The organism is Vibrio sp. 10N.286.48.B8 (assembly GCF_003050085.1).
GTDB classification, from domain to species: domain Bacteria; phylum Pseudomonadota; class Gammaproteobacteria; order Enterobacterales; family Vibrionaceae; genus Vibrio; species Vibrio crassostreae.
The window spans coordinates 174,345-200,244 of sequence record NZ_PIGD01000007.1 but is presented as its reverse complement, the minus strand read 5'-3'; the positions used below and the strand labels follow the sequence as shown (position 1 = coordinate 200,244).

The 25,900-nt window shown below is 46.2% G+C and carries 16 protein-coding genes; 11 read left to right on the top strand and 5 right to left on the bottom strand.

Annotation, left to right across the window (positions count from 1 at the left end; all coding sequences use genetic code 11):
- The first annotated feature begins 363 nt into the window (after positions 1–363).
- The 11 genes from gltB (CWO08_RS10995) (at position 364) to CWO08_RS10945 (ending at position 18,464) form a co-directional block, all read left to right on the top strand.
- A complete protein-coding gene (gltB, locus tag CWO08_RS10995; protein ID WP_048658043.1) occupies positions 364–4,911 on the top strand; it encodes a glutamate synthase large subunit in 4,548 nt (1,515 codons plus the stop codon).
- Positions 4,911–6,380, top strand: coding sequence for a glutamate synthase subunit beta (locus CWO08_RS10990; RefSeq protein WP_048658042.1), 1,470 nt, complete (start codon positions 4,911–4,913; stop codon positions 6,378–6,380). Before gltB (CWO08_RS10995) ends, CWO08_RS10990 begins: the two co-directional genes overlap by 1 nt.
- A 428-nt stretch (positions 6,381–6,808) precedes the next feature.
- Positions 6,809–11,272: a glutamate synthase large subunit gene (gene gltB, locus CWO08_RS10985; protein WP_108020431.1), complete on the top strand. Its 4,464-nt coding sequence runs from the start codon at positions 6,809–6,811 to the stop codon at positions 11,270–11,272.
- A gap of 16 nt (positions 11,273–11,288) precedes the next feature.
- Positions 11,289–12,701 carry an FAD-dependent oxidoreductase gene (locus tag CWO08_RS10980; RefSeq protein ID WP_108020430.1) on the top strand — a complete coding sequence of 471 codons (1,413 nt, stop codon included), beginning with the start codon at positions 11,289–11,291 and terminating at the stop codon, positions 12,699–12,701.
- Between the two features lie 179 nt (positions 12,702–12,880).
- Positions 12,881–13,309 (top strand): DUF1499 domain-containing protein, encoded by a 429-nt coding sequence (locus CWO08_RS10975; protein ID WP_017070085.1) that lies wholly within the window; start codon positions 12,881–12,883, stop codon positions 13,307–13,309.
- A 127-nt stretch (positions 13,310–13,436) separates the two neighbouring features.
- On the top strand, positions 13,437–14,132 hold the full coding sequence (mtnN, locus tag CWO08_RS10970) for a 5'-methylthioadenosine/S-adenosylhomocysteine nucleosidase (protein WP_012603226.1): 696 nt from the start codon (positions 13,437–13,439) through the stop codon (positions 14,130–14,132).
- Positions 14,133–14,142: 10 nt separating this feature from the next.
- The gene (locus tag CWO08_RS10965) at positions 14,143–15,096 is read left to right on the top strand and encodes a cobalamin biosynthesis family protein (RefSeq protein ID WP_108020429.1); all 954 of its coding nucleotides are present in this window, start codon (positions 14,143–14,145) and stop codon (positions 15,094–15,096) included.
- A 1-nt stretch (position 15,097) separates the two neighbouring features.
- Positions 15,098–15,967, top strand: coding sequence for a vitamin B12 ABC transporter substrate-binding protein BtuF (gene btuF, locus CWO08_RS10960; RefSeq protein WP_048662665.1), 870 nt, complete (start codon positions 15,098–15,100; stop codon positions 15,965–15,967).
- 74 nt (positions 15,968–16,041) lie between these two features.
- Positions 16,042–16,659, top strand: a complete 618-nt coding sequence (locus CWO08_RS10955) for a TRIC cation channel family protein (protein ID WP_016789753.1) — start codon at positions 16,042–16,044, stop codon at positions 16,657–16,659.
- 242 nt (positions 16,660–16,901) lie between these two features.
- Positions 16,902–17,483: a flavodoxin family protein gene (locus CWO08_RS10950; protein ID WP_102478680.1), complete on the top strand. Its 582-nt coding sequence runs from the start codon at positions 16,902–16,904 to the stop codon at positions 17,481–17,483.
- A 135-nt stretch (positions 17,484–17,618) separates the two neighbouring features.
- On the top strand, positions 17,619–18,464 hold the full coding sequence (locus tag CWO08_RS10945) for a LysR family transcriptional regulator (protein WP_019825244.1): 846 nt from the start codon (positions 17,619–17,621) through the stop codon (positions 18,462–18,464).
- On the opposite strand, the gene CWO08_RS10940 is transcribed toward CWO08_RS10945, so the two are convergent.
- The 5 genes from CWO08_RS10940 to mutT form a co-directional block, all read right to left on the bottom strand.
- On the bottom strand, positions 18,415–19,194 hold the full coding sequence (locus CWO08_RS10940; protein WP_019825246.1) for a TSUP family transporter: 780 nt from the start codon (positions 19,192–19,194) through the stop codon (positions 18,415–18,417). The genes CWO08_RS10945 and CWO08_RS10940 overlap by 50 nt on opposite strands.
- Before the next feature lie 195 nt (positions 19,195–19,389).
- Positions 19,390–22,620, bottom strand: coding sequence for a carbamoyl-phosphate synthase large subunit (gene carB / locus CWO08_RS10935; RefSeq protein ID WP_019823635.1), 3,231 nt, complete (start codon positions 22,618–22,620; stop codon positions 19,390–19,392).
- Between the two features lie 16 nt (positions 22,621–22,636).
- Positions 22,637–23,776: a glutamine-hydrolyzing carbamoyl-phosphate synthase small subunit gene (gene carA / locus CWO08_RS10930; protein WP_048609692.1), complete on the bottom strand. Its 1,140-nt coding sequence runs from the start codon at positions 23,774–23,776 to the stop codon at positions 22,637–22,639.
- Between the two features lie 503 nt (positions 23,777–24,279).
- On the bottom strand, positions 24,280–25,104 hold the full coding sequence (gene dapB, locus CWO08_RS10925) for a 4-hydroxy-tetrahydrodipicolinate reductase (protein WP_020628676.1): 825 nt from the start codon (positions 25,102–25,104) through the stop codon (positions 24,280–24,282).
- 92 nt (positions 25,105–25,196) lie between these two features.
- Positions 25,197–25,595 (bottom strand): 8-oxo-dGTP diphosphatase MutT, encoded by a 399-nt coding sequence (mutT, locus tag CWO08_RS10920; protein ID WP_017098312.1) that lies wholly within the window; start codon positions 25,593–25,595, stop codon positions 25,197–25,199.
- Positions 25,596–25,900 lie beyond the last annotated feature (305 nt).

The following is a 25,900-nucleotide window of genomic DNA, read 5'->3' as shown; positions in this document are numbered from 1 at the left end:
TTTGTTAGGCATTAAATTCAAAATAAAACGAAAAAAATGGTCTACATGGGTCAACTTTCATTGCAATTCGCCTAGACAAAATTGTAGGATACTTACACATATTGGCTATTTTTGAGTATTTACTTACAACGAAAACTTGCTAATAAGTCGGTGATATCTAACTCCCACCTATATAAACCACTAGTTTGTGGTTAAAAATAAACAGGTATCACTAAGGATTGTTTTTCTCGCAATACTTTTCCTGCGAGATACGGAAAGGATTCAAACCGCCAGCATAGGCAGGTTTAGACCCATAAATATAAAAGGACAAGGCTGACTTTATACAAATAAGTTGCGCCTAGATTTAACTGGAAGGATGTATCTATGGTAGATCAAGAGCAGAACTCACAGGGTCTGTATACTCCTGAATTGGAGCATGACGCTTGTGGTATCGGTTTTGTTGCGCATCTAAAGAATCGCAAATCTCATGATGTAGTAACTCAAGCACTCGATATGCTTGCACGTATGGAACACCGTGGCGGCCAAGGCTGCGATCCGTGTTCTGGTGATGGTGCAGGTATCCTGCTACAGAAGCCGCACGAATTCTTACTAGAAGAAGCCGTAAAGCTTGGAATTAAGCTGCCATCTTTTGAAAAATATGGTGTTGGTGTTGTACTTTTCCCTAAAGATGAACACAAACGTGCACAGTGTCGTGACATTCTAGAACGCAATGCACAACGCCTTGAGTTAGAAGTGATCGGTTACCGTGAACTTCCAACTGACAATTCAATGATTGGTGCTGACCCACTAAGCACTGAACCTCAATTTGAACATGTATTTATTTCTGGCGGCCCTGGTATCACACCAGAAGAACTTGAGCGTAAACTGTATGTTCTACGTAACTACACGGTTCGTGTATGCCTAGAAAGCGTTTCAAATATCGGTGATGACTTCTACATCAACTCTATGTCTTACAAGACATTGGTGTACAAAGGTCAGCTAACAACTGAACAAGTTCCTCAGTACTTCCTAGACCTGCAAAACCCAACCATGGTGACAGCTCTAGCACTGGTACACTCTCGCTTCTCTACCAATACATTCCCACGTTGGCGTCTAGCTCAGCCTTTCCGTTACATCGCGCATAATGGCGAAATCAATACGGTTCGCGGCAACCTGAACTGGATGAAAGCGCGTGAAGCAATCCTAGAATCGGATCTGTTTACACAAGCTGAAATCGACATGCTACTGCCTATCTGTCAGGAAGGTAGTTCGGATTCATCAAACTTCGATATGGCACTTGAGCTACTTGTTCTTTCAGGTCGTACTCTGCCACATGCGTTGATGATGATGATCCCGGAAGCATGGCAAGAAAACAAAAACATGGACCCAACTCGTCGTGCGTTCTACCAGTACCACGCGAACGTAATGGAACCATGGGATGGCCCAGCATCTGTATGTTTCACCGATGGTGTTCAAGTAGGTGCAACGCTAGACCGTAACGGTCTGCGTCCTTCTCGCTACACAGTAACAAAAGACGATTTCCTAGTAATGGCGTCTGAGTCTGGTGTTGTTGAGATTGCACCTGAAAACGTTGAGTACCGTGGTCGCCTGCAACCAGGTCGTATTTTTGTTGCTGACCTTGAGCAAGGCCGCATCATTTCTGATGAAGAAGTGAAAGACAGCATTGCTAAAGCACAACCCTACGAAAAGTGGGTTGAAGAGAACCTTCTGAGCTTGAAAAAGCTACCAGATGCGAGCAACGAATTTAGTCAACCTTCTCCAGAGAAACTTCTCCACAAACAACAATCGTTTGGTGTGAGCTCTGAAGAAGTCAACGAAATCATTCTACCTCTTGCGAAAACAGGCTACGAGCCACTTTCTGCAATGGGGGCTGACTGGCCGCTAGCGATTCTTTCTCATCAATCACAGCACCTTTCAAACTACTTCAAACAGTTGTTTGCACAAGTAACCAACCCGCCGATCGACCCGATTCGTGAGCGTATGGTTATGTCTCTGAACACTTACCTAGGTAAAGATCAGAACTTACTTGCTGAAACACCTGAACACTGTCAAAAAGTAGAGCTTGAGTCTCCAGTACTGTCTAACTCTGAGTTAGAAAAACTGCGTGCAATCGATAACGAGCACCTTCAAGCGAAGACGCTGGATATCGTATTCCAAGCAAATGGCGACCAAGGTAAATTAGAGCGCGCACTTAAGCGTATCTGCCAATACGCAGAAGACGCAGTGATTGATGGCTACTCTATCATCCTACTAACTGACCGTGCGGTTAACTCTAACCATGCCGCTATTCCAGCAATGCTGGCTGTTGGCGCGGTTCACCACCACCTAATCCGTAAAGGTCTACGTGCTAAGTGTGACATCGTGGTTGAAACGGGCGACGCTCGTGAGACACACCACTTTGCAACGCTTATCGGTTACGGTGCGAACGCAGTTAACCCATACCTAGTTATTGAAACGATTGTTGAACTGCAACGTACGAAGAAGCTAGATCCAAACGTACACCCACGTGAGTTATTCGATAACTACCGTAAAGGTGTTAACGGCGGTCTACTTAAGATCTTCTCTAAGATGGGGATCTCTACGCTGCAGTCTTACCACGGTGCACAAATCTTTGAAGCACTTGGTGTTAGCAAATCAGTGGTTGAAAAATACTTCACAGGTACTGTTTCTCGTATCCAAGGTCTAACGATCGACGATATCGCGCGAGAAGTACTGGTTCGTCACCGTGTTGGTTACCCAGCTCGTGAAATCCCAGCTCAGATCCTTGATGTTGGTGGTGTTTACCAGTGGAAACAACGTGGTGAGAAGCACCTGTTCAACCCTGAAACGATTTCTCTACTTCAAGAGTCGACGCGTAACAAAGATTACGGTCAGTTCAAGAAGTACGCAAAAGCAGTTGATGACCAAGGCGACAACGCAGCAACGCTACGTAGCCAACTGGACTTCATCAAAAACCCTGCAGGCTCTATTCCTCTAGCAGAAGTAGAACCAATCGAGAACATCCTTAAGCGTTTTGCTACTGGCGCAATGAGCTTTGGTTCAATCTCGCATGAGGCTCACTCAACACTGGCTGTTGCGATGAACCGCATTGGCGCGAAATCAAACTCAGGTGAAGGTGGTGAAGATCCAGCACGTTTCGAACGTAAAGAAAACGGCGACTGGGAACGTTCAGCAATCAAACAGGTGGCTTCTGGTCGCTTTGGTGTAACGTCTTACTACCTATCTAACGCTGATGAGCTACAAATCAAGATGGCTCAAGGTGCGAAACCGGGCGAAGGTGGTCAACTACCTGGTGATAAGGTTGATGACTGGATCGGCGCAACGCGTCACTCGACTCCGGGCGTCGGTCTTATCTCGCCACCGCCACACCACGATATCTACTCAATCGAAGATTTGGCTCAGCTGATCTACGATCTGAAAAACGCGAACCGTAATGGCCGTGTAAACGTGAAGCTAGTATCAGAAGCTGGCGTAGGTACGATTGCATCGGGTGTAGCGAAAGCGAAAGCTGACGTGGTACTTATCGCAGGTTTTGATGGTGGTACGGGTGCATCTCCGATGTCTTCTATCCGTCACACTGGTCTGCCTTGGGAACTGGGTCTAGCAGAAACGCACCAAACACTACTGAAAAACGGCCTACGTAACCGTATCGTTGTTCAGTCTGATGGTCAGATGAAAACACCACGTGACCTTGCAGTAGCAACACTACTTGGTGCTGAAGAATGGGGCGTAGCAACAGCAGCATTGGTTGTTGAAGGCTGTATCATGATGCGTAAGTGTCACAAGAATACATGTCCTGTTGGTATCGCAACACAGAACAAGACTCTGCGTGAACGTTTCGACGGCCGCGTAGAAGACGTAGTGACTTTCTTCCAATACATGGCAGAAGGCCTGCGTGAAGTAATGGCTGAGCTCGGCTTCCGCTCTATCGATGAGATGGTGGGTCAATCGCACAAACTGAAAGTGCGTGATGACATCGGTCACTGGAAGTACAAGAACCTAGATCTAACGCCGGTACTGCACATTGAGCAGGCGCGTGAAGAAGATGGTATCTACAACCAGACACAACAAAACCACAACCTAGAAGATGTTCTAGACCGTAAGTTGATTCAAGCTGCGATTCCTGCACTTGAGAAAGGCGAAGCTGTAAGTGCAAGCTTCCCTATCATCAACACGGACCGCTCTGCAGGTACCATGCTGTCGAACGAAATCTCGAAGGTTTACAAAGACCAAGGTTTACCACAGCCAATGAACGTTAAGTTCCACGGTAGTGCTGGCCAATCTTTCGGTGCTTTCCTTGCGAAAGGCGTTAAGTTCGAAGTAGAAGGCGACGCGAACGATTACTGGGGTAAAGGTCTGTCTGGCGGTACTTTGGTACTGTACCCAGATGCGAAATCATCTATCGTTGCTGAAGATAACATCGTGGTAGGTAACGTATGTTTCTACGGTGCGACTTCAGGTGAATCTTTCATTCGCGGTATGGCTGGCGAACGTTTCTGTGTTCGTAACTCAGGTGCGAAGGTTGTTGTTGAAGGCGTTGGTGACCACGGTTGTGAATACATGACTGGCGGTGTTGCTATTATCCTTGGCTCAACGGGTCGTAACTTTGCTGCGGGTATGAGTGGCGGTGTCGCTTATGTTTGGGATAAAGCGGGCGACTTCGAAACCAAGCTTAACTCTGAACTTGTCGACCTAGATCCAATTGAACAAGAAGATAAAGATCTTCTACTAGATATGCTAACGAAGCACGTTGAATTCACAGGAAGTGAAGTTGCTCAGTCTTTCCTAGACAACTTTGAAGCAAGTGTTGCATCACTAATTAAAGTAATGCCACGCGACTACAAAGCAGTTCTTGAGAAGCGTAAAGCTGAAGCACAACAGGCACAAACGGAAGAAGTGGAGGCAGTATAATGGGTAAGCCTACTGGATTTTTAGAACACGGTCGTGAGCTTCCAAAGAAGCTCGACCCGTCAGTTCGTATCGAAGACAACAAAGAGTTCGTACTTAACGAAGAGTTTGGTGACAAGATCAATACTCAAGCATCTCGTTGTATGGACTGTGGCGTACCTTTCTGTCACAGCGGTTGTCCGATTGGTAACATCATCCCAGAATTCAATGACGCGGTTTACCGTGACAGCTGGGAAGAGGCTTGGAACATCCTAAGCTCGACCAATAACTTCCCTGAATTTACAGGTCGTGTGTGCCCTTCTCCTTGTGAGAGTGCTTGTGTACTAGGTATCAACCAAGACCCAATCACTATCTGTAATATCGAGAAAACGATTGTAGAAACTGCGTACCGCGAAGGGTACGCAAAACCTAAAACACCTCGTTCTCGCACAGGCAAAACCGTGGCTGTTATCGGTTCAGGTCCTGCTGGCCTAGCCGCTGCTGAGCAGCTGAACAGTGCTGGTCACTCAGTAACAGTATTTGAACGTGACGAGAAAGTTGGCGGCCTACTGCGTTTCGGAATCCCAGACTTCAAACTGGGTATGGACGTGATTGATCGTAAGATCAATCTAATGGCTGAAGCGGGCGTTGAGTTTAAAGTGAACCAACACATCGGTGTTGATGTTAACGCTCAGCAACTACGTCAAGAGTTTGATGTAGTCCTGCTAACAGGTGGTTCTACGGTTCCTCGTGACCTACCAATTCCAGGTCGTGAGCTAAAAGGCGTTCATTTTGCGATGGAATTCCTTGGCCAAAACAACCGTCGTGCCAACGACCTAGACCTCAAAACAGAAGAGATTCACGCTCAAGATAAGCACATTGTGGTTATCGGTGGTGGTGATACTGGTTCTGACTGTGTAGGTACCTCAAACCGTCATAAAGCAGCAAGCATTACTCAGGTAGAGATCATGCCGATCCCACCAGAGAAGCGCCCTGCAAATATGCCTTGGCCTCAATACCCAATGATCATGAAAACAACGACTTCTCACGAGGAAGGTTGTGAACGTCACTGGAACATCTTGACTAAAGAGTTCATCGGTAACGACCAAGGTCAAGTGACGGGTCTACGTATTGCTGACATCGTTTGGCAAGATGCGAAACCAGGTGAGCGTCCAAGCTTTGATGAAGTGGCGAACACAGAACGTGTTATCCCTTGTGATATGGCATTCCTAGCAATGGGTTTCTTACACCCAGAGCCAACAGGTGTGCTAGCTCAACTAGACATTAAACTGGACGAGCGCGGTAACGTCGCTTCTGAAGGTTACGCAACTAACCAGAAAGGCGTTTTCGCTGCTGGTGATATGCGTACAGGTCAGTCTCTAGTGGTACGTTGTATTAATGAAGGTCGTGAATGTGCAATTGCTATTGATGACTTCTTAATGGGTAACTCAAACTTAGAAGCGAAAGCTGATTCACTCATGCTTTCCGCATAATATTTCTCGGGCTAACGTCAATGACGTTAGCCTAGAGGAAAAGCAACACCCTTCCTAACTTTTATATTTGGCTAGCACTCGATGCTAGCCTTTTTTCTATCTGCTTTCTGGCGCTTTCAAAATCCCCCGGTTGTATATGTTAAATCCCGTTAACATCCACCTTGTATATCTCATTGATATCCATCGACTATTTTAGATTATTAAGTGGCTAATCGCGTTTATGCATGATAATTAACCATGAACTTGACCTTAAACACAATTAGCTATACGTTGTAAAGCTGATGAAAATAAAATCAATCGGTTTTGTTAACACAACCAATAACGTTTTAACTGGCTAAAGCAAACTATCAGTTTATAAAAAACAACAAGTACATGAATAGTTAGTCATTTACTGTCTGGATGACAGAGAAGCAAAAGGGAGAATTGCAATGGCTCTATATGATCCTAGTCTTGAAAAAGACAACTGTGGATTTGGTTTAATAGCGCAAATGGAAGGCCAACCTAGTCATAAGTTGGTAAGAACTGCTATTTCAGCCCTAGATCGCATGACACACCGTGGTGGTATCGCTGCGGATGGTAAAACCGGAGATGGCTGTGGCTTATTACTACAGAAGCCAGACTCTTACCTCAGAATAATCGCAGAAGAGAATAACTTCAAGCTCGGCAAGCAATACGCTGTCGGCATGATTTTCTTCAGCCAAGACCCAATCAAGGCGCAATCCGCGCAAGACATCGTCAATAAAGAGCTCGCTCAAGAGACACTCACCGTTGCAGGTTGGCGTGTCGTGCCGACTAACACCGACGTTTTGGGTCCCATCGCGAAAGACTCGGTTCCCAACATTCAACAGGTGTTTATCTCAGCACCTGCAGGCTGGCGTGAGCGTGATATCGAACGCCGCCTATACATTGCTCGTCGCAGAATTGAAAAGCAGATCACCGAAGACAAAGATTTCTATATTTGTAGCCTTTCAACACAAGTAATGGTCTACAAAGGTCTGTGTATGCCCGCCGATCTTCCGCGATTTTACCTCGATCTTGCAGACTTACGTATGGAATCGGCAATATGTCTGTTCCACCAGCGTTTCTCAACTAACACGCAACCACGCTGGCCACTGGCTCAACCATTCCGCTATTTGGCGCACAATGGTGAGATCAATACCATCGAAGGTAACCGCCAATGGGCCAAGGCTCGTGCCTATAAATTCTCTTCACCGTTGCTGCCCGACTTACAAACGGCTGCACCCTTTGTGAATGAGACAGGCTCAGATTCATCAAGCCTAGATAACATGCTCGACCTGTTCCTTGCCGGTGGTATGGATGTGTTCCGAGCGATGCGCATGCTTGTGCCGCCCGCTTGGCAAAATCACCCAGACATGGACCCAGATCTGCGTGCCTTTTACGACTTCAACTCCAAGCACATGGAACCGTGGGATGGCCCTGCTGGCATCGTACTTTCTGATGGTCGTTACGCCGCATGTAACCTTGATAGAAATGGCCTGCGACCAGCGCGTTATGTGATTACCAAAGACAATCTAATCACACTGGCATCTGAGGTCGGTATCTGGAACTACGCACCGGATGAAGTTGCAGAAAAAGGTCGTGTTGGTCCAGGTGAGTTACTGGTGATAGATACTCGCCGCGGCAAACTGTGGCAATCTAATGAAATCGATAATGACCTCAAAAGCCGCCATCCATATAAAGAGTGGATGGAAAAGAATGTTCACAAATTAACGCCATTTTCTGCGTTGCAAGATGACCAAGTCGGTAAGCGTAGCTTTGACGATGACACGCTCAAGACCTACCAAAAACAGTTTGCGATGAGCAACGAGGAGTCCGACCAAGTACTGCGTGTACTTGGTGATATGGGGCAAGAAGCAGTAGGCTCAATGGGCGATGATACGCCGATGGCTGTTCTCTCTTCAAAAGAGCGTCTGGTTACTGATTACTTCCGTCAGAAGTTTGCACAGGTCACCAACCCTCCGATTGATCCATTGCGTGAAAAACACGTGATGTCTTTGGCGACCAGTATCGGTAAAGAGATGAACGTGTTCTGTGAAACAGACGGTCACGCCTATCGTGTGACGTTTGATTCACCAGTACTGCTTTACTCAGACATGCAACAGCTTCTGCAGTTAAGTCAGAAACATTACCGTCATGTCATTCTCAGCATGCACTACGACCCGAATCATCAAGATCTCGAACAAGCGATCAAAGCGGTATGTGATAGCGCGGAACAAGAAGTCCGTGAGGGTGCGGTTTTAGTTGTGCTATCGGACAAAGGTTTAGAAAAAGGCAAACTACCGATCCCTGCAGCCATGGTGGTTGGCGCGGTTCAAACAAGGCTTGCTGATACTAACCTACGTTGTGATGCCAACATCGTGGTTGAGACAGCCACTGCTCGTGACCCACATCAGTTCGCAGTTCTACTTGGCTTCGGTGCGACCGCGGTTTATCCATACCTTGCTTATGAAGCGTTAGGTAAAATGTTGGATGATGGTTCTTTAGATAAAGACTATCGTACCGCGATGCAGAACTACCAAAACGGCATCAACAAAGGTCTGTATAAGATCATGTCGAAGATGGGTATTTCTACGATTGCTTCATATCGTTGTTCGCAACTTTTCGAAGCCGTTGGCCTACATTCCGATGTTGTTAAGCTCTGTTTCCGCGGAGTTACCACACGAATCCAAGGCGCAAGCTTTAGCGATTTCCAACAAGATATCTATAACTTATCTCGTAAAGCGTGGACTAAGCGCAAACCGATCGAACACGGCGGTTTACTGAAATACGTCCATGGCGGTGAATATCACGCCTACAACCCAGATGTAGTTGGCACACTGCAAACCGCAGTTAAAACTGGCGAAACGTCGGATTACCTATCTTTTGCTAAACAGGTAAATGCTCGCCCTGCAGCAATGTTACGTGACTTAATGAGCCTGAAAAAAGCCGATAAACCACTAACACTTGAGCAAGTAGAGCCAAGTAGCGATCTGTTTAAGCGCTTTGACTCGGCTGCGATGTCGATTGGAGCTTTGAGCCCAGAAGCTCATGAAGCACTGGCTATGGCGATGAACCGATTAGGAGGCTACTCCAACTCTGGTGAAGGTGGTGAAGACCCACGACGCTTTGGGACTGACCGCAACTCGCGCATCAAACAGATTGCGTCTGGTCGATTTGGCGTAACGCCGCATTACTTAACCAATGCAGATGTTCTGCAAATCAAGGTCGCGCAAGGTGCGAAACCCGGTGAAGGTGGTCAGCTGCCAGGTCATAAAGTCACGGCAGAAATCGCCAAACTGAGATACTCAGTTCAAGGGGTCACGCTGATTTCCCCTCCTCCACATCACGATATCTATTCCATCGAAGATTTAGCACAGCTGATTTTCGACCTTAAACAAGTGAATCCTAAAGCCTTAGTTTCAGTGAAGTTAGTATCCGAACCGGGTGTCGGCACGATTGCAACAGGTGTGGCAAAAGCCTATGCGGATCTGATCACTATTTCAGGTTACGACGGCGGTACCGCGGCAAGCCCACTGACTTCGGTGAAATACGCTGGCTGTCCTTGGGAGCTAGGGCTCGCGGAAACCCAGCAAGCATTGGTTGCTAACGGGCTTCGTCATAAGATCCGTCTACAAGTCGATGGTGGTCTGAAAACTGGCCTTGATGTGATTAAAGGCGCGATTCTCGGTGCTGAAAGCTTTGGTTTCGGGACTGCGCCAATGGTCGCGATGGGTTGTAAGTTCTTACGAATTTGTCACCTAAACAACTGTGCAACGGGTGTTGCGACTCAAGATGAAACGCTACGCCGTGAATACTTCAAAGGCCTGCCAGACATGGTGGTGAACTACTTTACTGGCCTAGCCGATGAAGTTCGCCAATACCTTGCGGAGCTTGGTGTAGAAAAACTTACAGACCTGATTGGACGTACGGACTTACTAGAAGCCGTTCAAGGCCTCACGGCGAAACAGAGCAAACTCGATCTATCTTCAATACTCGAAGCTCCAGTATCTCCGGAAGGTCACCCGCTGTTTTGGACCGAGCCAAACGCACCATTTGATAAAGCTCAGCTCAACCAGCAGATTCTTGATGATGCACTCGATGCGATTGAGAAACGACAGTCCACCAGTCTCTACTACAACGTGATCAACACAGATCGCTCTATTGGCGCTCGTATCTCAGGTGAAATAGCGAAGCGTTACGGCAACCAAGGGATGGCGGGCTCACCAATTAAGTTGTACCTCGATGGTACAGCAGGCCAATCATTTGCGGTTTGGAACGCAGGTGGCGTAGAGCTTTACCTAACAGGTGATGCCAATGACTATGTTGGTAAAGGCATGGCTGGCGGTAAAGTGGTTATCAAGCCTCACCAAGGAACAGCCTTTGTTTGTAACGAAGCGACCATCATTGGTAACACCTGTTTGTATGGTGCGACCGGCGGTAAGCTATTTGCTGCAGGCACCGCAGGCGAACGATTTGGCGTGCGCAACTCAGGTACCGTCGCTGTGATTGAAGGTGCAGGTGATAACGCTTGTGAGTATATGACAGGCGGTATTGTGGCCATTCTTGGCGCAACTGGCGTCAACTTCGGCGCAGGTATGACGGGTGGCTTCGCTTATGTGATGGATAAGAATGAAGACTTCCAAGGCCGTGTGAACAACGAATCGGTTGAGGCACTTTCTCTATCTGACCTATACATCCACCAAGAACATCTGCGTGGTTTGATTGCAGAGCACTTAGAAGAGACAGGTTCAGTACACGCTGAAGCGATTCTGGCGAACTTTGATGAATGGATTCCGAAGTTCTACCTAGTGAAGCCGAAGACGGCGGATCTCAACACCTTGCTCGGTCACCAAAGCCGTAGCTCTGCTGAACTTCGTGTTCAAGCGCAATAATTGGAAGGAGCCAATCATGAGCCAGAATGTATACCAATTTATTGATGTGAATCGCGTAGATCCAGCGAAGAAACCAATCAAGATTCGTAAGATTGAGTTTGTAGAGATCTACGAACCTTTCACTAAACAGCAAGCCAAAGCACAAGCAGACCGTTGTTTAGACTGTGGTAACCCATACTGTGAATGGAAATGTCCTGTTCACAACTACATCCCTCAGTGGCTTAAGCTTGCCAATGAAGGACGCATTATCGAAGCCGCTGAACTGTCTCACCAAACCAACAGTTTACCTGAGGTGTGTGGACGAGTTTGTCCTCAGGACCGACTGTGCGAGGGATCTTGTACCCTCAATGATGATTTCGGCGCAGTAACCATCGGCAACATTGAAAAATACATCAATGACAAAGCGTTTGAGATGGGCTGGAAGCCAGACATGTCTCACGTTGAATGGACCGACAAAAAAGTCGCTATCATCGGCGCTGGCCCCGCAGGGCTTGCTGCAGCTGATATCTTAGTTCGAAACGGTGTGAAGGCCGTGGTATTTGACCGCTACCCCGAGATCGGTGGCCTGCTGACGTTTGGTATCCCATCGTTCAAGCTTGAAAAAGGCATCATGGAAAACCGTCGCCGTATCTTTAGTGGAATGGGTGTCGAATTTAAAATGAATACCGAAGTCGGTAAAGACGTTCAACTTCAGCAACTTGTCGATGACTACGACGCTGTCTTCTTAGGTGTCGGTACCTACAAAAACATGCGTGCTGGCTTAGACAACGAAGACGCACCGGGCGTTTATGATGCTCTACCATTCCTTGTTTCCAATACCTATAAGGTAATGGAACTGGATAACCCAACGCCATTCATCGACATGAAGGGCAAAAAAGTGGTCGTGCTTGGTGGTGGTGATACGGCGATGGACTGTGTCCGAACTTCGATACGTCAGCATGCCGCGAATGTTGTGTGTGCTTATCGCCGAGATGAAGCGAACATGCCGGGCTCTCGCCGTGAGGTAAAAAATGCACGTGAAGAGGGTGTGAAGTTCAAGTTCAACCTACAACCTATTGGCTTAGAGCTTAACAACGCTGGTCATGTGGTTGGTGTCAAAGTCGTGAAAACTGCTTTGGGTGAGCCAGATGAAGCTGGTCGTCGTCGTCCAGAACCTGTCGAAGGCAGTGAACATGTTCTTGAAGCCGATGCTGTGATCATGGCATTTGGTTTCCAACCTCATGCGATGGAATGGTTAGAACCTTTCGGTGTGGAACTCGATCAATGGGGGCGAATCAAAGCCTCCGGCAAACAAGAGTTTCAATACCAAACCACCAACAGCAAGATCTTTGCAGGTGGTGATGCGGTTCGAGGATCTGACTTGGTGGTGACCGCTATCGATGAAGGCCGCAAAGCCGCAGAAGGAATATTGGATTACCTAGAAGTGTGACTAATCTAAAGTTTCCGCTATTAATCAAGCCATTACTATAAAAAGAGGATCCGTATATGGATCCTTTTTTAAGTTCGATACGTTTTACCAACGGCATAACAAAGAATACGTAAAACAATCGCAAATTAACGAATACCGAAAACTACAATTAAAATTAAAACAACGCCATAGGAAACACTATGAAAAAAGCCGCTCTCCTCTCGCTATCACTTTTAACGTTAACCGCTTGCAGCCAAGGAATCACGGACATGAAAGATAGAACTTCATCACCTTGTGGAGACAAACCAAACTGCGTATCAACTCAAGATGACCGTGAGCAACATGCATTGGCCGCGTTTGAGTTGTCAGATTCAGCGAACTTAGATGCGATTGAGCAGGTTGCACTAACCTTACCGGGATCGAAAACCGCGAGTAAAACAGAAGATTATCTGCGTGTTGAATGTACCTCTCGCATCATGCGCTTTGTCGATGACTTAGAACTTAAAATCACCGATGGCAAACTGATCGTGCGTTCAGAGTCTCGTACTGGCCATTCTGATTTTGGCGTAAACCGGAAACGAGCTGAACAACTTCGTGCTAGCTTGAAAAGCGAAGGCCTAATCAAGTAGATAAAAGAATACGCAGATAAATCGCTGCTATTCGGATGAGAAGTGCCTATGGGCAGTCGCTCGATACTTCTTATCCATGCTACAATTTCGCTCTACTGTTTAAATATTATTTATTAAGAGACTACACATGAAAATCGGCATCATTGGCGCAATGGAGCAAGAAGTTGCGATCCTAAAAGCAGCAATTTCAGACATTACTGAAGTTAATAAAGGCGGTTGTACCTTTTTCTCTGGTCAGCTAAATGGTGTTGACGTTGTTTTGCTTCAATCTGGCATTGGTAAAGTAGCAGCAGCTGTTGGTACTTCAATCCTATTAAGCGAATACCAACCAGATGTCGTTCTAAACACAGGCTCTGCTGGCGGTTTTGATTCAACACTGAACCTTGGCGATGTGGTTATCTCGACTGAAGTTCGTCACCACGATGCAGACGTTACAGCTTTCGGTTACGAAATTGGCCAAATGGCAGGTCAACCAGCAGCGTTCAAAGCTGACGACAAACTGATGGCTGTTGCTGAACAAGCGCTAGCACAAATGGAAGATAAGCATGCCGTTCGCGGTCTTATCTGTACTGGCGACGCATTTGTTTGCACAGCAGAACGCCAAGAGTTCATCCGCAAGCACTTCCCATCTGTCGTTGCTGTAGAGATGGAAGCATCGGCTATCGCTCAAGCTTGTCACCAATTCCAAGTACCATTCGTGGTTGTTCGTGCAATCTCTGACGTTGCAGACAAAGAATCACCAATGAGCTTCGAAGAGTTCCTGCCACTAGCAGCGCAAAGCTCTTCTGAAATGGTTATCAAGATGGTTGCCCTACTAAAGTAAGCGACTAGACATGCAAACACTGTTTGATCAGGTATTTGCAAATGGCGTGCTCCTTGTGATGTGGGGAGCACTGCTTTTTCATTTAATTTTACCTATCCCCCATGCCGCACACCCCACGACCTTATGGCATAAGTTTGCTGAGCTTTTAGCAAGCAAGGTTAATAACAACCACAACTATTCCCAAAGTTTAATCTCAGGCACATTAGCCTGGGGGTTAATGGTACTGCCGACTCTGGTTATTCTTCTGGCACTGCAACCATTGGTTTGGCAATCTCAACTATTTGAATTAGCACTGTTATTACTCGCAATTGATTGGCGCAATAATGAAAAGCTGGCAAATCAGTTAATCAAAGCATTAGGCCGAGAAGATAAAGCTGCTGCTCGTCAGTTACTGGCTCCGATTATCAATCGTCAAACTGAATCACTTTCGTCACTTGGCCTAGGCAAAGCCGCCACAGAAACCATCATCATGGGCTACGCTCGTAACGTAGTTTGTGTGTTGTTCTGTTACGCCATTGGTGGTGGAATCGCCGCGTTAATGTATCGCCTTGTGGTCGAATTAGCTCGAGCTTGGTCGCCAAGTCGCAAGCAGTTTTCTCCGTTCGGCTCAACGGCGATCAAGATAGTCGCGATTCTCGAATTTATACCGATGCGTTTTTTTGCTTTGATGATCGTATGTGGTGATAAAGCCACACACACGTTTAAGATGATGTTAGTTCAGAGTCGCTCTTGGCCACTGCCCGGCCCTGCCTGGTTGATCACGGCCGTTGGCAACAAGCTGGAGTTATCATTAGGTGGTCCTGCGATTTACGACAACACTAAAGCCATTCGCGCGAAATTAGGCGGAAGAATCGCACCGTCAGCTCTGCATCTGTCTCAGGTTCAGAAACTACTCTTTGGTCGCATCGCTATCTGGATATTTTTACAAAGCCTAGCCTTACTATTTATTCACCAAGGGATTTAGAGTGAAACCTTCAGCACTTGTTACAAGCCTTACTATTTTGTCTTCCAGCTTATGGCTGCCTTTATCATTTGCAGAAGAAGCACCACGGACTCAAGAAAAAGTACAGCCAGCTCAACGCGTGGTCAGCCTTGCTCCTCATGCCACTGAGCTCGCGTACAGCGCAGGTTTAGGCAACAGCCTTGTTGCCGTAAGTGAACGAAGTGATTACCCACCACAAGCCGATAAGCTTGAAAAAGTGGCAAACTATCAAGGTATCAAGGTTGAGAAGATCATCGCTCTTCAGCCTGATTTGATTCTTGCGTGGCCAGCCGGAAACCCGCCCAGAGAGCTCGCGAAACTAGAGCAATTTGGTTTTAATATTTACTACTCCAAGACCAAAAGCCTAGACAGTATCGCAACCAATATTGAACAACTGAGCCAATACGCTAGCGATCCAAGTATTGGCGAAAATAATGCTCAGCAATACAGAGAGCAGCTCAACGCGTTGAGACTAAAATACAAAGATGCCGAGCCAGTAAACTACTTCTACCAACTCAGTGAGAAGCCGATCATCACTGTTGCTCAAGGGCACTGGCCAAGTGAGGTGTTTGAGTTTTGTGGTGGCCACAATATTTTTGAAGACAGCGCCTCCCCATATCCGCAAGTTGGTATTGAACAAGTTGTATTAAGGAAACCGCAAGTGATCTTCACGTCTCAGCACGCGATTGAGAATGGAACCATGTGGCAAACTTGGCAAAATGAGATCCCAGCAGTTGCTCAAAATCAGATTTGGTCACTCAATTCTGACTGGATTAATCGCCCAACAACGAGAACTTTGCAAGCGATCCAACAAGTGTGCGATTTCTTCGATAGAGCTAGGCAAAATCACTAACTATTTGCTGCGTTTTTTCGTACAATTCGCCACCGACCTGTCCCTACAATTTTAACCATAAGAGCACCAGTATCATGGACTCCATGCTGCTTTATATTATCGATTTATTTGGCACTGCCATCTTTGCCGTCTCAGGCGTTTTTGTCGCTGGCCGTCTTAAGATGGACCCCTTTGGCGTAGCCGTTTTAGGCAGTGTAACCGCAATTGGTGGCGGTACAATTCGAGACATGGCTCTGGGTGCAACTCCCGTGTTTTGGATCACCGACACCACCTATCTTTGGGTCATCATCACCACCTGCTTGCTGACCATGATTATAGTAAGACGCCCCAAACGCCTGGCTTGGTGGATCCTGCCAGTATGTGATGCGATAGGCTTAGCGGTATTTGTTGGCATTGGTGTAGAAAAAGCACTGATTTATCAAGATTCTGCATTAGTTGCTATCATCATGGGTGTCATCACCGGCTGCGGTGGCGGTATTATCCGTGACGTACTTGCCCGTGAAGTGCCAATGATTCTAAGAAGTGAAGTCTACGCGACCGCTTGTATCATTGGTGGCGCTTTCCACACCATGGCGATCAGTATGGGGCACGACTCAGAAACTGCATTTCTGGCCGGCGTGTTCTCAACACTATTGATTAGACTTGGCGCTATTCGCTGGCATTTATCATTGCCGACCTTCGCCATCAAATAAGCTATCATTACAAAGAGAAAGGCTCCGTAAAGGAGCCTTTTTTGATCCGGTTTCAAATCACTATACCCTCTATTTCCACTCATCAAAGATCCCCTCCTTTCCTAAAACTCAATTTAGTTAGTCCATTAGCCCACCAATTTAGTAATGTTTTTTATTTACTTATCTAGTCCACAGGCTATATTAATAAACAAATAGCTTTATAAAAGATTTTATTTACTAACATTGGCAAACGGGAGTTCAAGATGGGTATTGGTAAAGTGGGCATTGTTTTCTTCTCTAAGAATGGAGCAACTAAGCAAGTTGCAGAGACAATCGCTGAAGGTATTAACACTCAACAACCTAACTCAGTACTCCTTGTCGAAGTGCTATCTTCTGAAGTGGTCGAAGGAAGGTATGACAATGACGATAAGCTCAAGTCATTAGATAACTGTGACGCCATTATCTTTGGATCCCCGACTTACATGGGTTCACCAGCCGCGCAGTTTAAGAGTTTTATGGATGCAAGCAGTGATAGCTACTGTAAGAAAGCGTGGCGAAATAAACTCGCAGCAGGCTTTACCACTGGCGGCAGCCTTAACGGTGAGCAACAACAAACCTTGTTGAGCTTTTTCACTCTGGCTTGTCAGCATGGCATGATTTGGGCAGGGCTTGATATCTCAAAGCACATTGATAACTTAGGTTTGAATCGCACAGGATCAAGCATTGGTTTGGTCGCCAGTGAAGATGAGATGGCAGATAGCACCAGTAATCACATCAACAGCAACGATCTTCAGACTGCTTTCTATTTCGGCCAACGCATCGCGAGCCTAGTTAAGAGAACCTAAGTAACTGACTAATTAACTGACGGGCTAGCTTCAAAACTCCTAGCTTGTTTGATATCTATGAGCTCAAGACTAGAGAATGAATGTCGTTTCAGGTAACTTGATTCAATCATTCCCAACTTTCATGAATATACCCCAATGCTACTCGAAGGAATCGAAACTCTACTGGTATTGAGTAAAGCAAAGACCATGAGCCGCACAGGCAGTTTGCTTTATATCAGCCAATCAGCGGTCAGTAAACGGATTGCGAATTTAGAAAAGAAGCTAGGTAAAAAGCTCATTGAGCCGAGTGGCCGACAGATAAAACTCACGCCAGATGCGCTTGCATTAATCGAGAGTATTGGCCCTACATTCAATGAACTTCGCGGGCTTATTTATGAACAGCAAGAGTTGGAAGATACCACTCTCATCACCCTAGACAGCTCTAAGTCTCTGATAGCCGGTTATTTAGGTGAGATGATGGGCCAATTTATCCAGCAAGATAAATACATCACAATAACCACCAACCACACGCCAAGAATCATAGAGCGAGTGCAATCTGGCAAGGCGACCTTGGGGTTGTGTGCTGGCTTGTTGCCACCGCATCATGGGTTGATGACCTTTCATCTATTTGATGAGCCGTTTTACATAGTGAGTAAGTCGCCGTTAACGGAGCTTCCTCCATTGGTGATTACCAACGATATGACCAACCCTGCCAACTCTTATCAGCTCTCAGTGTTAGAAAAGTTTGGAATTAAACCCTTGATGGAGATGGATGCCTACACCGCAGCAGCGCAACTTGCATTGGGTGGGACTGGACCAGCCTTAATCCCACTCTCAATCGTAAAAACACTCAATATTAAGTCTCAATACCTGTTTAGCTTCCACGAATTAACAGGTTTAATTCGACCAATTCATATCTGTGTCAGACCGAATAGCTACCAGTCTCCGCGAGTTAAAACACTGATAGAATCCATTGTTGATGCTGTTCCCAAAGCAGTTTAGACGCCATTAGCATCGACATCACGATCACAAGAGGGCGAATCCATTTCTGCCCTTTTGTCACTACTACTTTAGCGCCAAGCTGAGCGCCCATAAAGCCACCAACCGCCATCACTAATCCTAACTCCCAAATTGGCAAACCAGCCAAAATAAAGAAAATTAAGGCCGCGATATTCGAGGTAAAGTTAAGTACCTTAGTGCGCGCCGTTGCATCGACTAACGAGAAGTGACCAATCGCAACAAAGCAGACGGTGAAGATAGAACCTGTTCCTGGGCCAAAAAAGCCATCATAGAAACCCACACCGCCACCAACACACAGAGCAAACATCGCCTCAGAGATCTTCTGTTTTCCTTCAGATGCTCTAGTTGGGGGGGCTAACAGGAAATAGAGAGAGATAGCGATGAGCAGCAACGGGATAACACTGGTCAGTAAGCTCGCATCAATGTGTTGGACTAGCTCGGCACCAATTGCAGAACCAATAAAGGTACAAAAGATAGCGAGGCGCATCTCCTTAATACTAACGATACCATTGCGCACGAAATACCAACTCGCAGAGAAGCTGCCGAAGGAGCTTTGGAGTTTATTGGTTGCCAGTGCCTGCGTTGGTGGAACTCCAGCCGCTAGCAATGCCGGTAGAGTCAATAACCCACCGCCGCCAGCCATTGCATCAATAAAGCCTGCTGCCGTTGCAACAACAAACAAGATAGCCAATATTTCTAGAGTGATTTCCATATACCCAACGCCTTAAAGTCCTGTGTAGCGACAAGTTACCACTCACGCCAGACGAGCAATAACGAAACACAAGATTCTAACCTATTCCTAATTTTCATCATTTAACTCATGCTATCTAATAGGCATAAAAAAGCCCACTCCGAAGAGTGGGCTTTGAGCATTTATATCCGCTTAACAGCGATACACTTTAGGTGATTAAGCTTGAGAAGCTTTAACCTGAGCGTGTAGCTCTTGAACTGAAGTTACTGAAGTTTTCGCGTCTGCAGTGTGCGCCATACAAGTCGCGAATGCAGCGTTTAGCGTAGTCGTGTAGTTCACTTTCTCAGCAAGTGCTCCACGACGAAGAACTTTAGAATCTTCAATCGCTTGACGGCCAGCTGCAGTGTTCACGATATACGTGTACTCGTTATTCTTGATACGGTCAAGAATGTGAGGACGACCTTCGTGTACCTTGTTTACTAAACGTGGGTTGATACCCGCTTCACCAAGGATAACCGCAGTACCGTGAGTTGCGTCTAGCTGGTAACCAAGCTTAGATAGCTTAGATGCTAGGTCAACAACACGCTCTTTGTCGCCTTCGCGAACAGAAAGCAATGCACGACCGCCTTCAGGGTAGATGTGACCACAACCCAATTCAGCTTTAGAGTATGCTTCTGCGAATGTGGCGCCAACACCCATAACTTCACCAGTAGAGCGCATTTCTGGGCCTAACAGTGGGTCAACACCAGGGAACTTGTTGAATGGAAGTACAACTTCTTTCACTGAATAGTAAGGTGGGATGATTTCTTTCGTAAAGCCTTGAGACTCTAGAGATTGACCTGCCATTACACGAGCTGCAATCTTAGCGATTGGCGCGCCAGTTGCTTTAGATACGAATGGAACCGTACGTGCTGCACGAGGGTTAACCTCGATTAGGTACACTTCATTGTTCTTAACAGCAAACTGCGTGTTCATCAGACCACGAACACCCAACTCAAACGCTAGCTTTTCAACTTGCTCGCGCATTACGTCTTGGATTTCTTGGCTTAGCGTGTATGCAGGAAGAGAACATGCTGAGTCACCTGAGTGAACACCCGCTTGCTCGATATGCTCCATGATACCGCCTATAACAACGCGTTCACCGTCACAAATCGCATCAACGTCGACTTCAACAGCGTCGTCTAGGAAGCTATCAAGTAGTACTGGAGATTCGTTTGATACGCTAACTGCTTCGTTGAAGTAGCGACGTAGATCTTGCTCGTCGTATACGATTTCCATCGCACGACCACCAAGTACGTAAGAAGGACGTACAACCAGTGGGAAGCCGATTTCGCGAGATTTCTCAACCGCTTGCTCCATCGTTGTTACTGTCGCGTTCTCTGGCTGAAGTAGGCCTAGGCGGTCTACAGCAACTTGGAAACGCTCACGGTCTTCTGCACGGTCGATTGCGTCTGGGCTAGTACCGATGATTGGTACACCAGCAGCTTCAAGAGCACGAGCCAGTTTAAGTGGTGTTTGACCACCGTACTGAACGATAACGCCTTTTGGCTTCTCTACACGTGCGATTGCTAGTACGTCTTCCAGAGTTACTGGTTCGAAGTACAGACGGTCAGATGTATCGTAGTCTGTAGAAACTGTCTCAGGGTTACAGTTAACCATGATAGTTTCGTAACCATCTTCACGTAGTGCTAGTGATGCATGTACACAACAGTAGTCAAATTCAATACCTTGGCCGATACGGTTTGGACCGCCGCCTAGAATCATGATCTTGTCTTTGTCTGTTGGGTTCGCTTCACACTCGTCATCGTAAGAAGAGTACATGTAAGCTGTATCAGAAGAGAACTCAGCCGCACATGTATCTACACGCTTGTACACTGGGTGGATATCGTACTGGTCACGCAGACGACGGATTTCGCTTTCCGCTACACCTAGAATCTTAGATAGGCGCGCATCAGCAAAACCTTTACGCTTAAGCTTGTTTAGCTCGTCTTTGTTCAGACCAGCAAAGCCTTTCGCTTTAAGTTCTTGCTCTAGCTTAACGATGTCTTCGATTTGAACTAGGAACCAACGGTCGATTTGCGTTAGGTTGAATACACCATCTACCGACATACCAGCACGGAATGCGTCAGCGATGTACCAAATACGCTCTGCGCCAGCTTCTTTCAGTTCGTGACGGATAGTCGTTAGAGCATCTGGTGCATCTAGGTCTACCATTTCGTCAAAACCAGTCGCGCCAACTTCTAGGCCGCGAAGTGCTTTTTGTAGAGATTCTTGTTGGTTACGGCCGATAGCCATAACTTCACCAACAGACTTCATTTGCGTCGTTAGACGGTCGTTAGCACCTGCAAATTTCTCGAAGTTAAAACGAGGAATCTTAGTTACTACGTAGTCGATTGTTGGTTCGAATGATGCTGGCGTTGCGCCGCCAGTGATGTCATTCATTAGCTCGTCTAGCGTGAAGCCAACAGCCAGTTTCGCTGCAATCTTAGCGATTGGGAAACCTGTTGCTTTAGAAGCTAGTGCTGAAGAGCGAGATACACGTGGGTTCATCTCGATGATAACCATACGGCCATCTTTCGGGTTGATACCAAACTGTACGTTTGAACCACCTGTTTCAACACCAATCTCACGCAATACTGCTAGAGATGCGTTACGCATTAGTTGGTATTCTTTATCTGTCAGCGTTTGAGCTGGAGCCACAGTGATTGAGTCACCTGTGTGAATACCCATTGGGTCGAAGTTTTCAATCGCACATACGATGATGCAGTTGTCGTTTTTGTCACGAACCACTTCCATCTCGTACTCTTTCCAACCGATAAGTGATTCATCGATAAGAAGTTCATTAGTTGGAGATAGGTCCAAACCACGACGACAGATTTCTTCAAATTCTTCTTTGTTGTAAGCGATACCGCCACCAGTACCACCCATCGTGAACGATGGACGAATGATACAAGGGAAGCCAACCATGTCTAAAACTTTGTAAGCTTCTTCCATCGTTTTCGCTGTATCAGCAGTTGGACACTCAAGGCCAATTGCTTTCATTGCTTTATCGAAGCGTGAACGGTCTTCTGCTTTATCGATAGCGTCAGCCGTTGCACCAATCATTTCAACACCGAACTCTTCAAGAACACCGTGCTTTTCTAGGTCTAGAGCACAGTTCAATGCAGTTTGGCCACCCATAGTAGGTAGAACTGCATCAGGCTTCTCTTTAGCGATGATATTACGCACAACTTCCCATTGGATAGGTTCGATGTAAGTTGCATCGGCCATATCTGGGTCAGTCATGATTGTCGCTGGGTTCGAGTTTACAAGAATAACTCGGTAACCTTCTTCGCGAAGCGCTTTACAAGCTTGAGCACCAGAGTAATCGAACTCACATGCTTGGCCGATAACGATCGGGCCAGCACCTAGAATAAGAATACTTTTAATGTCAGTACGTTTTGGCATTGTCTACTACTCCGAATTACGCTGTGTGCTGTTTGATTAGTTCAATAAAGTGGTCGAATAACGGCGCTGCGTCTTCTGGACCTGGGCTTGCTTCAGGGTGACCTTGGAAGCTGAATGCTGGTTTGTCTGTACGGTGAATACCTTGTAGAGAACCATCAAATAGTGATTTGTGCGTTGCACGTAGTGTCTCTGGAAGGGTTTCTTCGTCAGCAGCAAAGCCGTGGTTTTGCGAAGTAATCATCACAACATCACGATCTAAATCTTTAACCGGGTGGTTTGCACCGTGGTGACCAAACTTCATCTTCACTGTCTTAGCGCCTGACGCAAGAGCAAGAATCTGGTGACCTAGACAAATACCGAAGATTGGTAAGCCTTTTTCTAGGAACACTTTTGTCGCTTCAATTGCGTAAGTACATGGTTCTGGGTCACCAGGGCCATTTGAAAGGAAAACACCGTCTGGGTTCAGAGCTAGTACTTCTTCAGCAGAAGTTTCAGCAGGAACAACCGTTAGGCGGCAGCCGCGGTCAACAAGCATTCGTAGGATGTTTCGTTTTGCACCGAAGTCATAAGCAACAACGTGGTATGGCAATTCAGAGTCTGCTTTTGCTTCAGGAAGTCCACCCGTAAGCGTCCACGAACCTTGTTTCCATTGATACGCTTCTTTTGTTGTAACTTCTTTCGCAAGGTCCATACCTTTCAGGCCAGGAAATTCTTTTGCTTTAGCTAGAGCCAAAGCTTCGTCTAAATTGTTACCCGCTACGATACAACCGTTCTGAGCGCCTTTTTCACGAAGAATACGCGTCAGTTTACGAGTATCGATATCAGCGATACCAACAACGTTTTGCGACTTAAGGTAATCAGAAAGGGATTGTTCATTACGGAAGTTAGAAGCGATTAGAGGGAGATCGCGAATCACAAGGCCTTGAGCGTGGATTGAAGAGGATTCTTCGTCTTCGGAATTGGTTCCGGTATTGCCAATGTGAGGGTAAGTAAGGGTAACGATTTGTTGAGAATAGGAAGGATCAGTGAGGATTTCTTGGTACCCCGTCATCGAGGTATTAAAAACGACTTCACCAACTGCAGAACCTACAGCGCCAATGGCTTCACCGTGAAATACTGTCCCATCTTCTAGGACGAGTAGTGCTGACTTCTTCAAGACAACCTCCAGAAATAAAAATGCATTAAAATTGATTTAATTTGCAAATCTACCTTCCTGCAACACCAGAAACTGCGTGTTTATGGAAATTAGACAAATTGGCGGTATTTTAGTGATGTGCGTGATACGTGTCAACATTTAACGCAAAAGAAATTAAACATTTGTAAGGACTAATTCAATTTATGCCATCAAAGCTTCAAAAGTTCAACTTTCATGCTCATTTCGGCCGAATATTACGATTTTCTAATTTTCACCCCTCATTTTAGCCAACCATAGAGTAATAAAAATATCAGCAACAAAACGCAATCGATAAATACAAAGAGAAAAGATCGTAATTTAAAGACCTAAAACAAAAAACACATTATAAGCATTAAAAAAGACAGTTAAATAAGAGAAAATCGACGATAAGAAGAAACTATAGGGAGGTTTGTAAAAGGGATATTACGAAGGGAAATGTATCAAATAAAGAAAGCGCCGGCAATTGCCAGCGCATAAATATCTATTTACAGGTCATTCAAACCTAGGACATCAGTCATGGTATAAAAGCCGGCTGGTTTATCATTTAACCAGACTGCAGCCTTGATTGCGCCATTAGCGAAAGTCATTCGATCAGTGGCTTTATGGGTAATTTCCACTCGCTCACCGATATCAGCAAACATAGCGGTGTGTTCACCAATAATGTCACCGGCACGAATCGTCGCGAAACCAATCTCATCTTTAGTACGCTCGCCAGTAATACCTTCGCGTGACCATACAGCTACATCGTTCAGCTCGTTGCCCATCGCACCAGCAATCGCTTCGCCCATACCAATCGCAGTACCAGAAGGTGCATCGACTTTATGGCGGTGGTGCGCCTCAACGATCTCGACATCACAGTAATCGCCCATCACTTTAGCGGCCTTCTCTAGCAGCTTAAAGACCAGGTTCACACCAACGCTGTAGTTAGGTGCCATTACGATAGCCATCTCTTTTGAAGCAGCATCAATCACCTGCTTCTCTTCTTCAGAGAAACCCGTCGTACCGATAATCAGTTTTTTACCGTGACGTTTACAAAGTTCAATATTCGCTAATGTGCTAACAGGGGCTGTAAAATCGACGATCACGTCAAACTCTTCGATGGCTTTAGACAGGTCATCGACTAGAGCAACATCAAAACGACCTTCACCGCATAACTCACCGACATCTACGCCGACCAAAGATGACTCTGGACGTTCCGAGCCAGCACCAACACTTGCTTCTGAATTATGATGAGCGGCTTTCACCAAGTTGCGACCCATGCGGCCCGCTGCTCCTGCAATTGCAATTCTTACCACTGCGAATATCTCCATTGTTTTGGTTACGGTTGCCGCTTATCTCTTGCAGCAACGTTCAATCGATTAATCTCTTTAAACTAACAACAATCTCAAACTCAGGCTAGCAATTACGAAAACTCTTTTATCACTCGCTCTAAAATTGGCACATTTGCCTCTGGGAAAGCGTATTGATTCAATGATTCTAGGCTTACCCATTCACCTTGTTGACCTTCTTTGCCATAAGGTTGTTCCTCAAAGTCAGTCACAAGGATGAAGTCGAACTTAAGCGACTTATCGGTGTAATCAAACTCAAGGTGCTCAAACAGAGACTGTTCTGTCACCTTGATGCCAATCTCTTCATCAAGCTCACGAGTCATAGCTTGTTCAATGGTTTCGCCCACTTCAACCTTGCCACCAGGGAACTCCCAAAAACCGCCCTTGTGTTTGTCGTCCGGACGTTTAGTGATAAATACCTGTGACTTATCTTGGTTAAAGATAATGCCAGCTACAATATGGATTCTTTTCATGTGTTGGTGTTCCTTAATAAAACGCTTAACTCACATAGTCCCTGAATACGTCATCCTCCAGAAGGAGGAACGACTGAGTTGGGGATATAAAACAACGTGAGCCTAACTAAACGAGATTCCCTACTACGCTCGTTCCTCGCTATAGGGAATGACGACTTCCTTGCGTAACAAAGTAAGCCACGAAATTTACATACAAAAAGAGCCGCCTAAGCGACTCTTTATATTCTATTTATCAGTTTTATGAAGCTAAGTTGTAGTGCTTGAGAGCAAGGCGGTGGCACAGAGCTTACGACTGTAAGTGAGTA

Bases quoted from the DNA above. Each gene is read 5' to 3' on its own strand.
- gltB (WP_048658043.1), top strand. From the start codon at position 364: ATGGTAGATCAAGAGCAGAACTCACAGGGTCTGTATACTCCTGAATTG.
- CWO08_RS10990 (WP_048658042.1), top strand. From the start codon at position 4,911: ATGGGTAAGCCTACTGGATTTTTAGAACACGGTCGTGAGCTTCCAAAG.
- gltB (WP_108020431.1), top strand. From the start codon at position 6,809: ATGGCTCTATATGATCCTAGTCTTGAAAAAGACAACTGTGGATTTGGT.
- CWO08_RS10980 (WP_108020430.1), top strand. From the start codon at position 11,289: ATGAGCCAGAATGTATACCAATTTATTGATGTGAATCGCGTAGATCCA.
- CWO08_RS10975 (WP_017070085.1), top strand. From the start codon at position 12,881: ATGAAAAAAGCCGCTCTCCTCTCGCTATCACTTTTAACGTTAACCGCT.
- mtnN (WP_012603226.1), top strand. From the start codon at position 13,437: ATGAAAATCGGCATCATTGGCGCAATGGAGCAAGAAGTTGCGATCCTA.
- CWO08_RS10965 (WP_108020429.1), top strand. From the start codon at position 14,143: ATGCAAACACTGTTTGATCAGGTATTTGCAAATGGCGTGCTCCTTGTG.
- CWO08_RS10955 (WP_016789753.1), top strand. From the start codon at position 16,042: ATGGACTCCATGCTGCTTTATATTATCGATTTATTTGGCACTGCCATC.
- CWO08_RS10950 (WP_102478680.1), top strand. From the start codon at position 16,902: ATGGGTATTGGTAAAGTGGGCATTGTTTTCTTCTCTAAGAATGGAGCA.
- CWO08_RS10945 (WP_019825244.1), top strand. From the start codon at position 17,619: ATGCTACTCGAAGGAATCGAAACTCTACTGGTATTGAGTAAAGCAAAG.
- CWO08_RS10940 (WP_019825246.1), bottom strand. From the start codon at position 19,194: ATGGAAATCACTCTAGAAATATTGGCTATCTTGTTTGTTGTTGCAACG.
- carB (WP_019823635.1), bottom strand. From the start codon at position 22,620: ATGCCAAAACGTACTGACATTAAAAGTATTCTTATTCTAGGTGCTGGC.
- dapB (WP_020628676.1), bottom strand. From the start codon at position 25,104: ATGGAGATATTCGCAGTGGTAAGAATTGCAATTGCAGGAGCAGCGGGC.
- mutT (WP_017098312.1), bottom strand. From the start codon at position 25,595: ATGAAAAGAATCCATATTGTAGCTGGCATTATCTTTAACCAAGATAAG.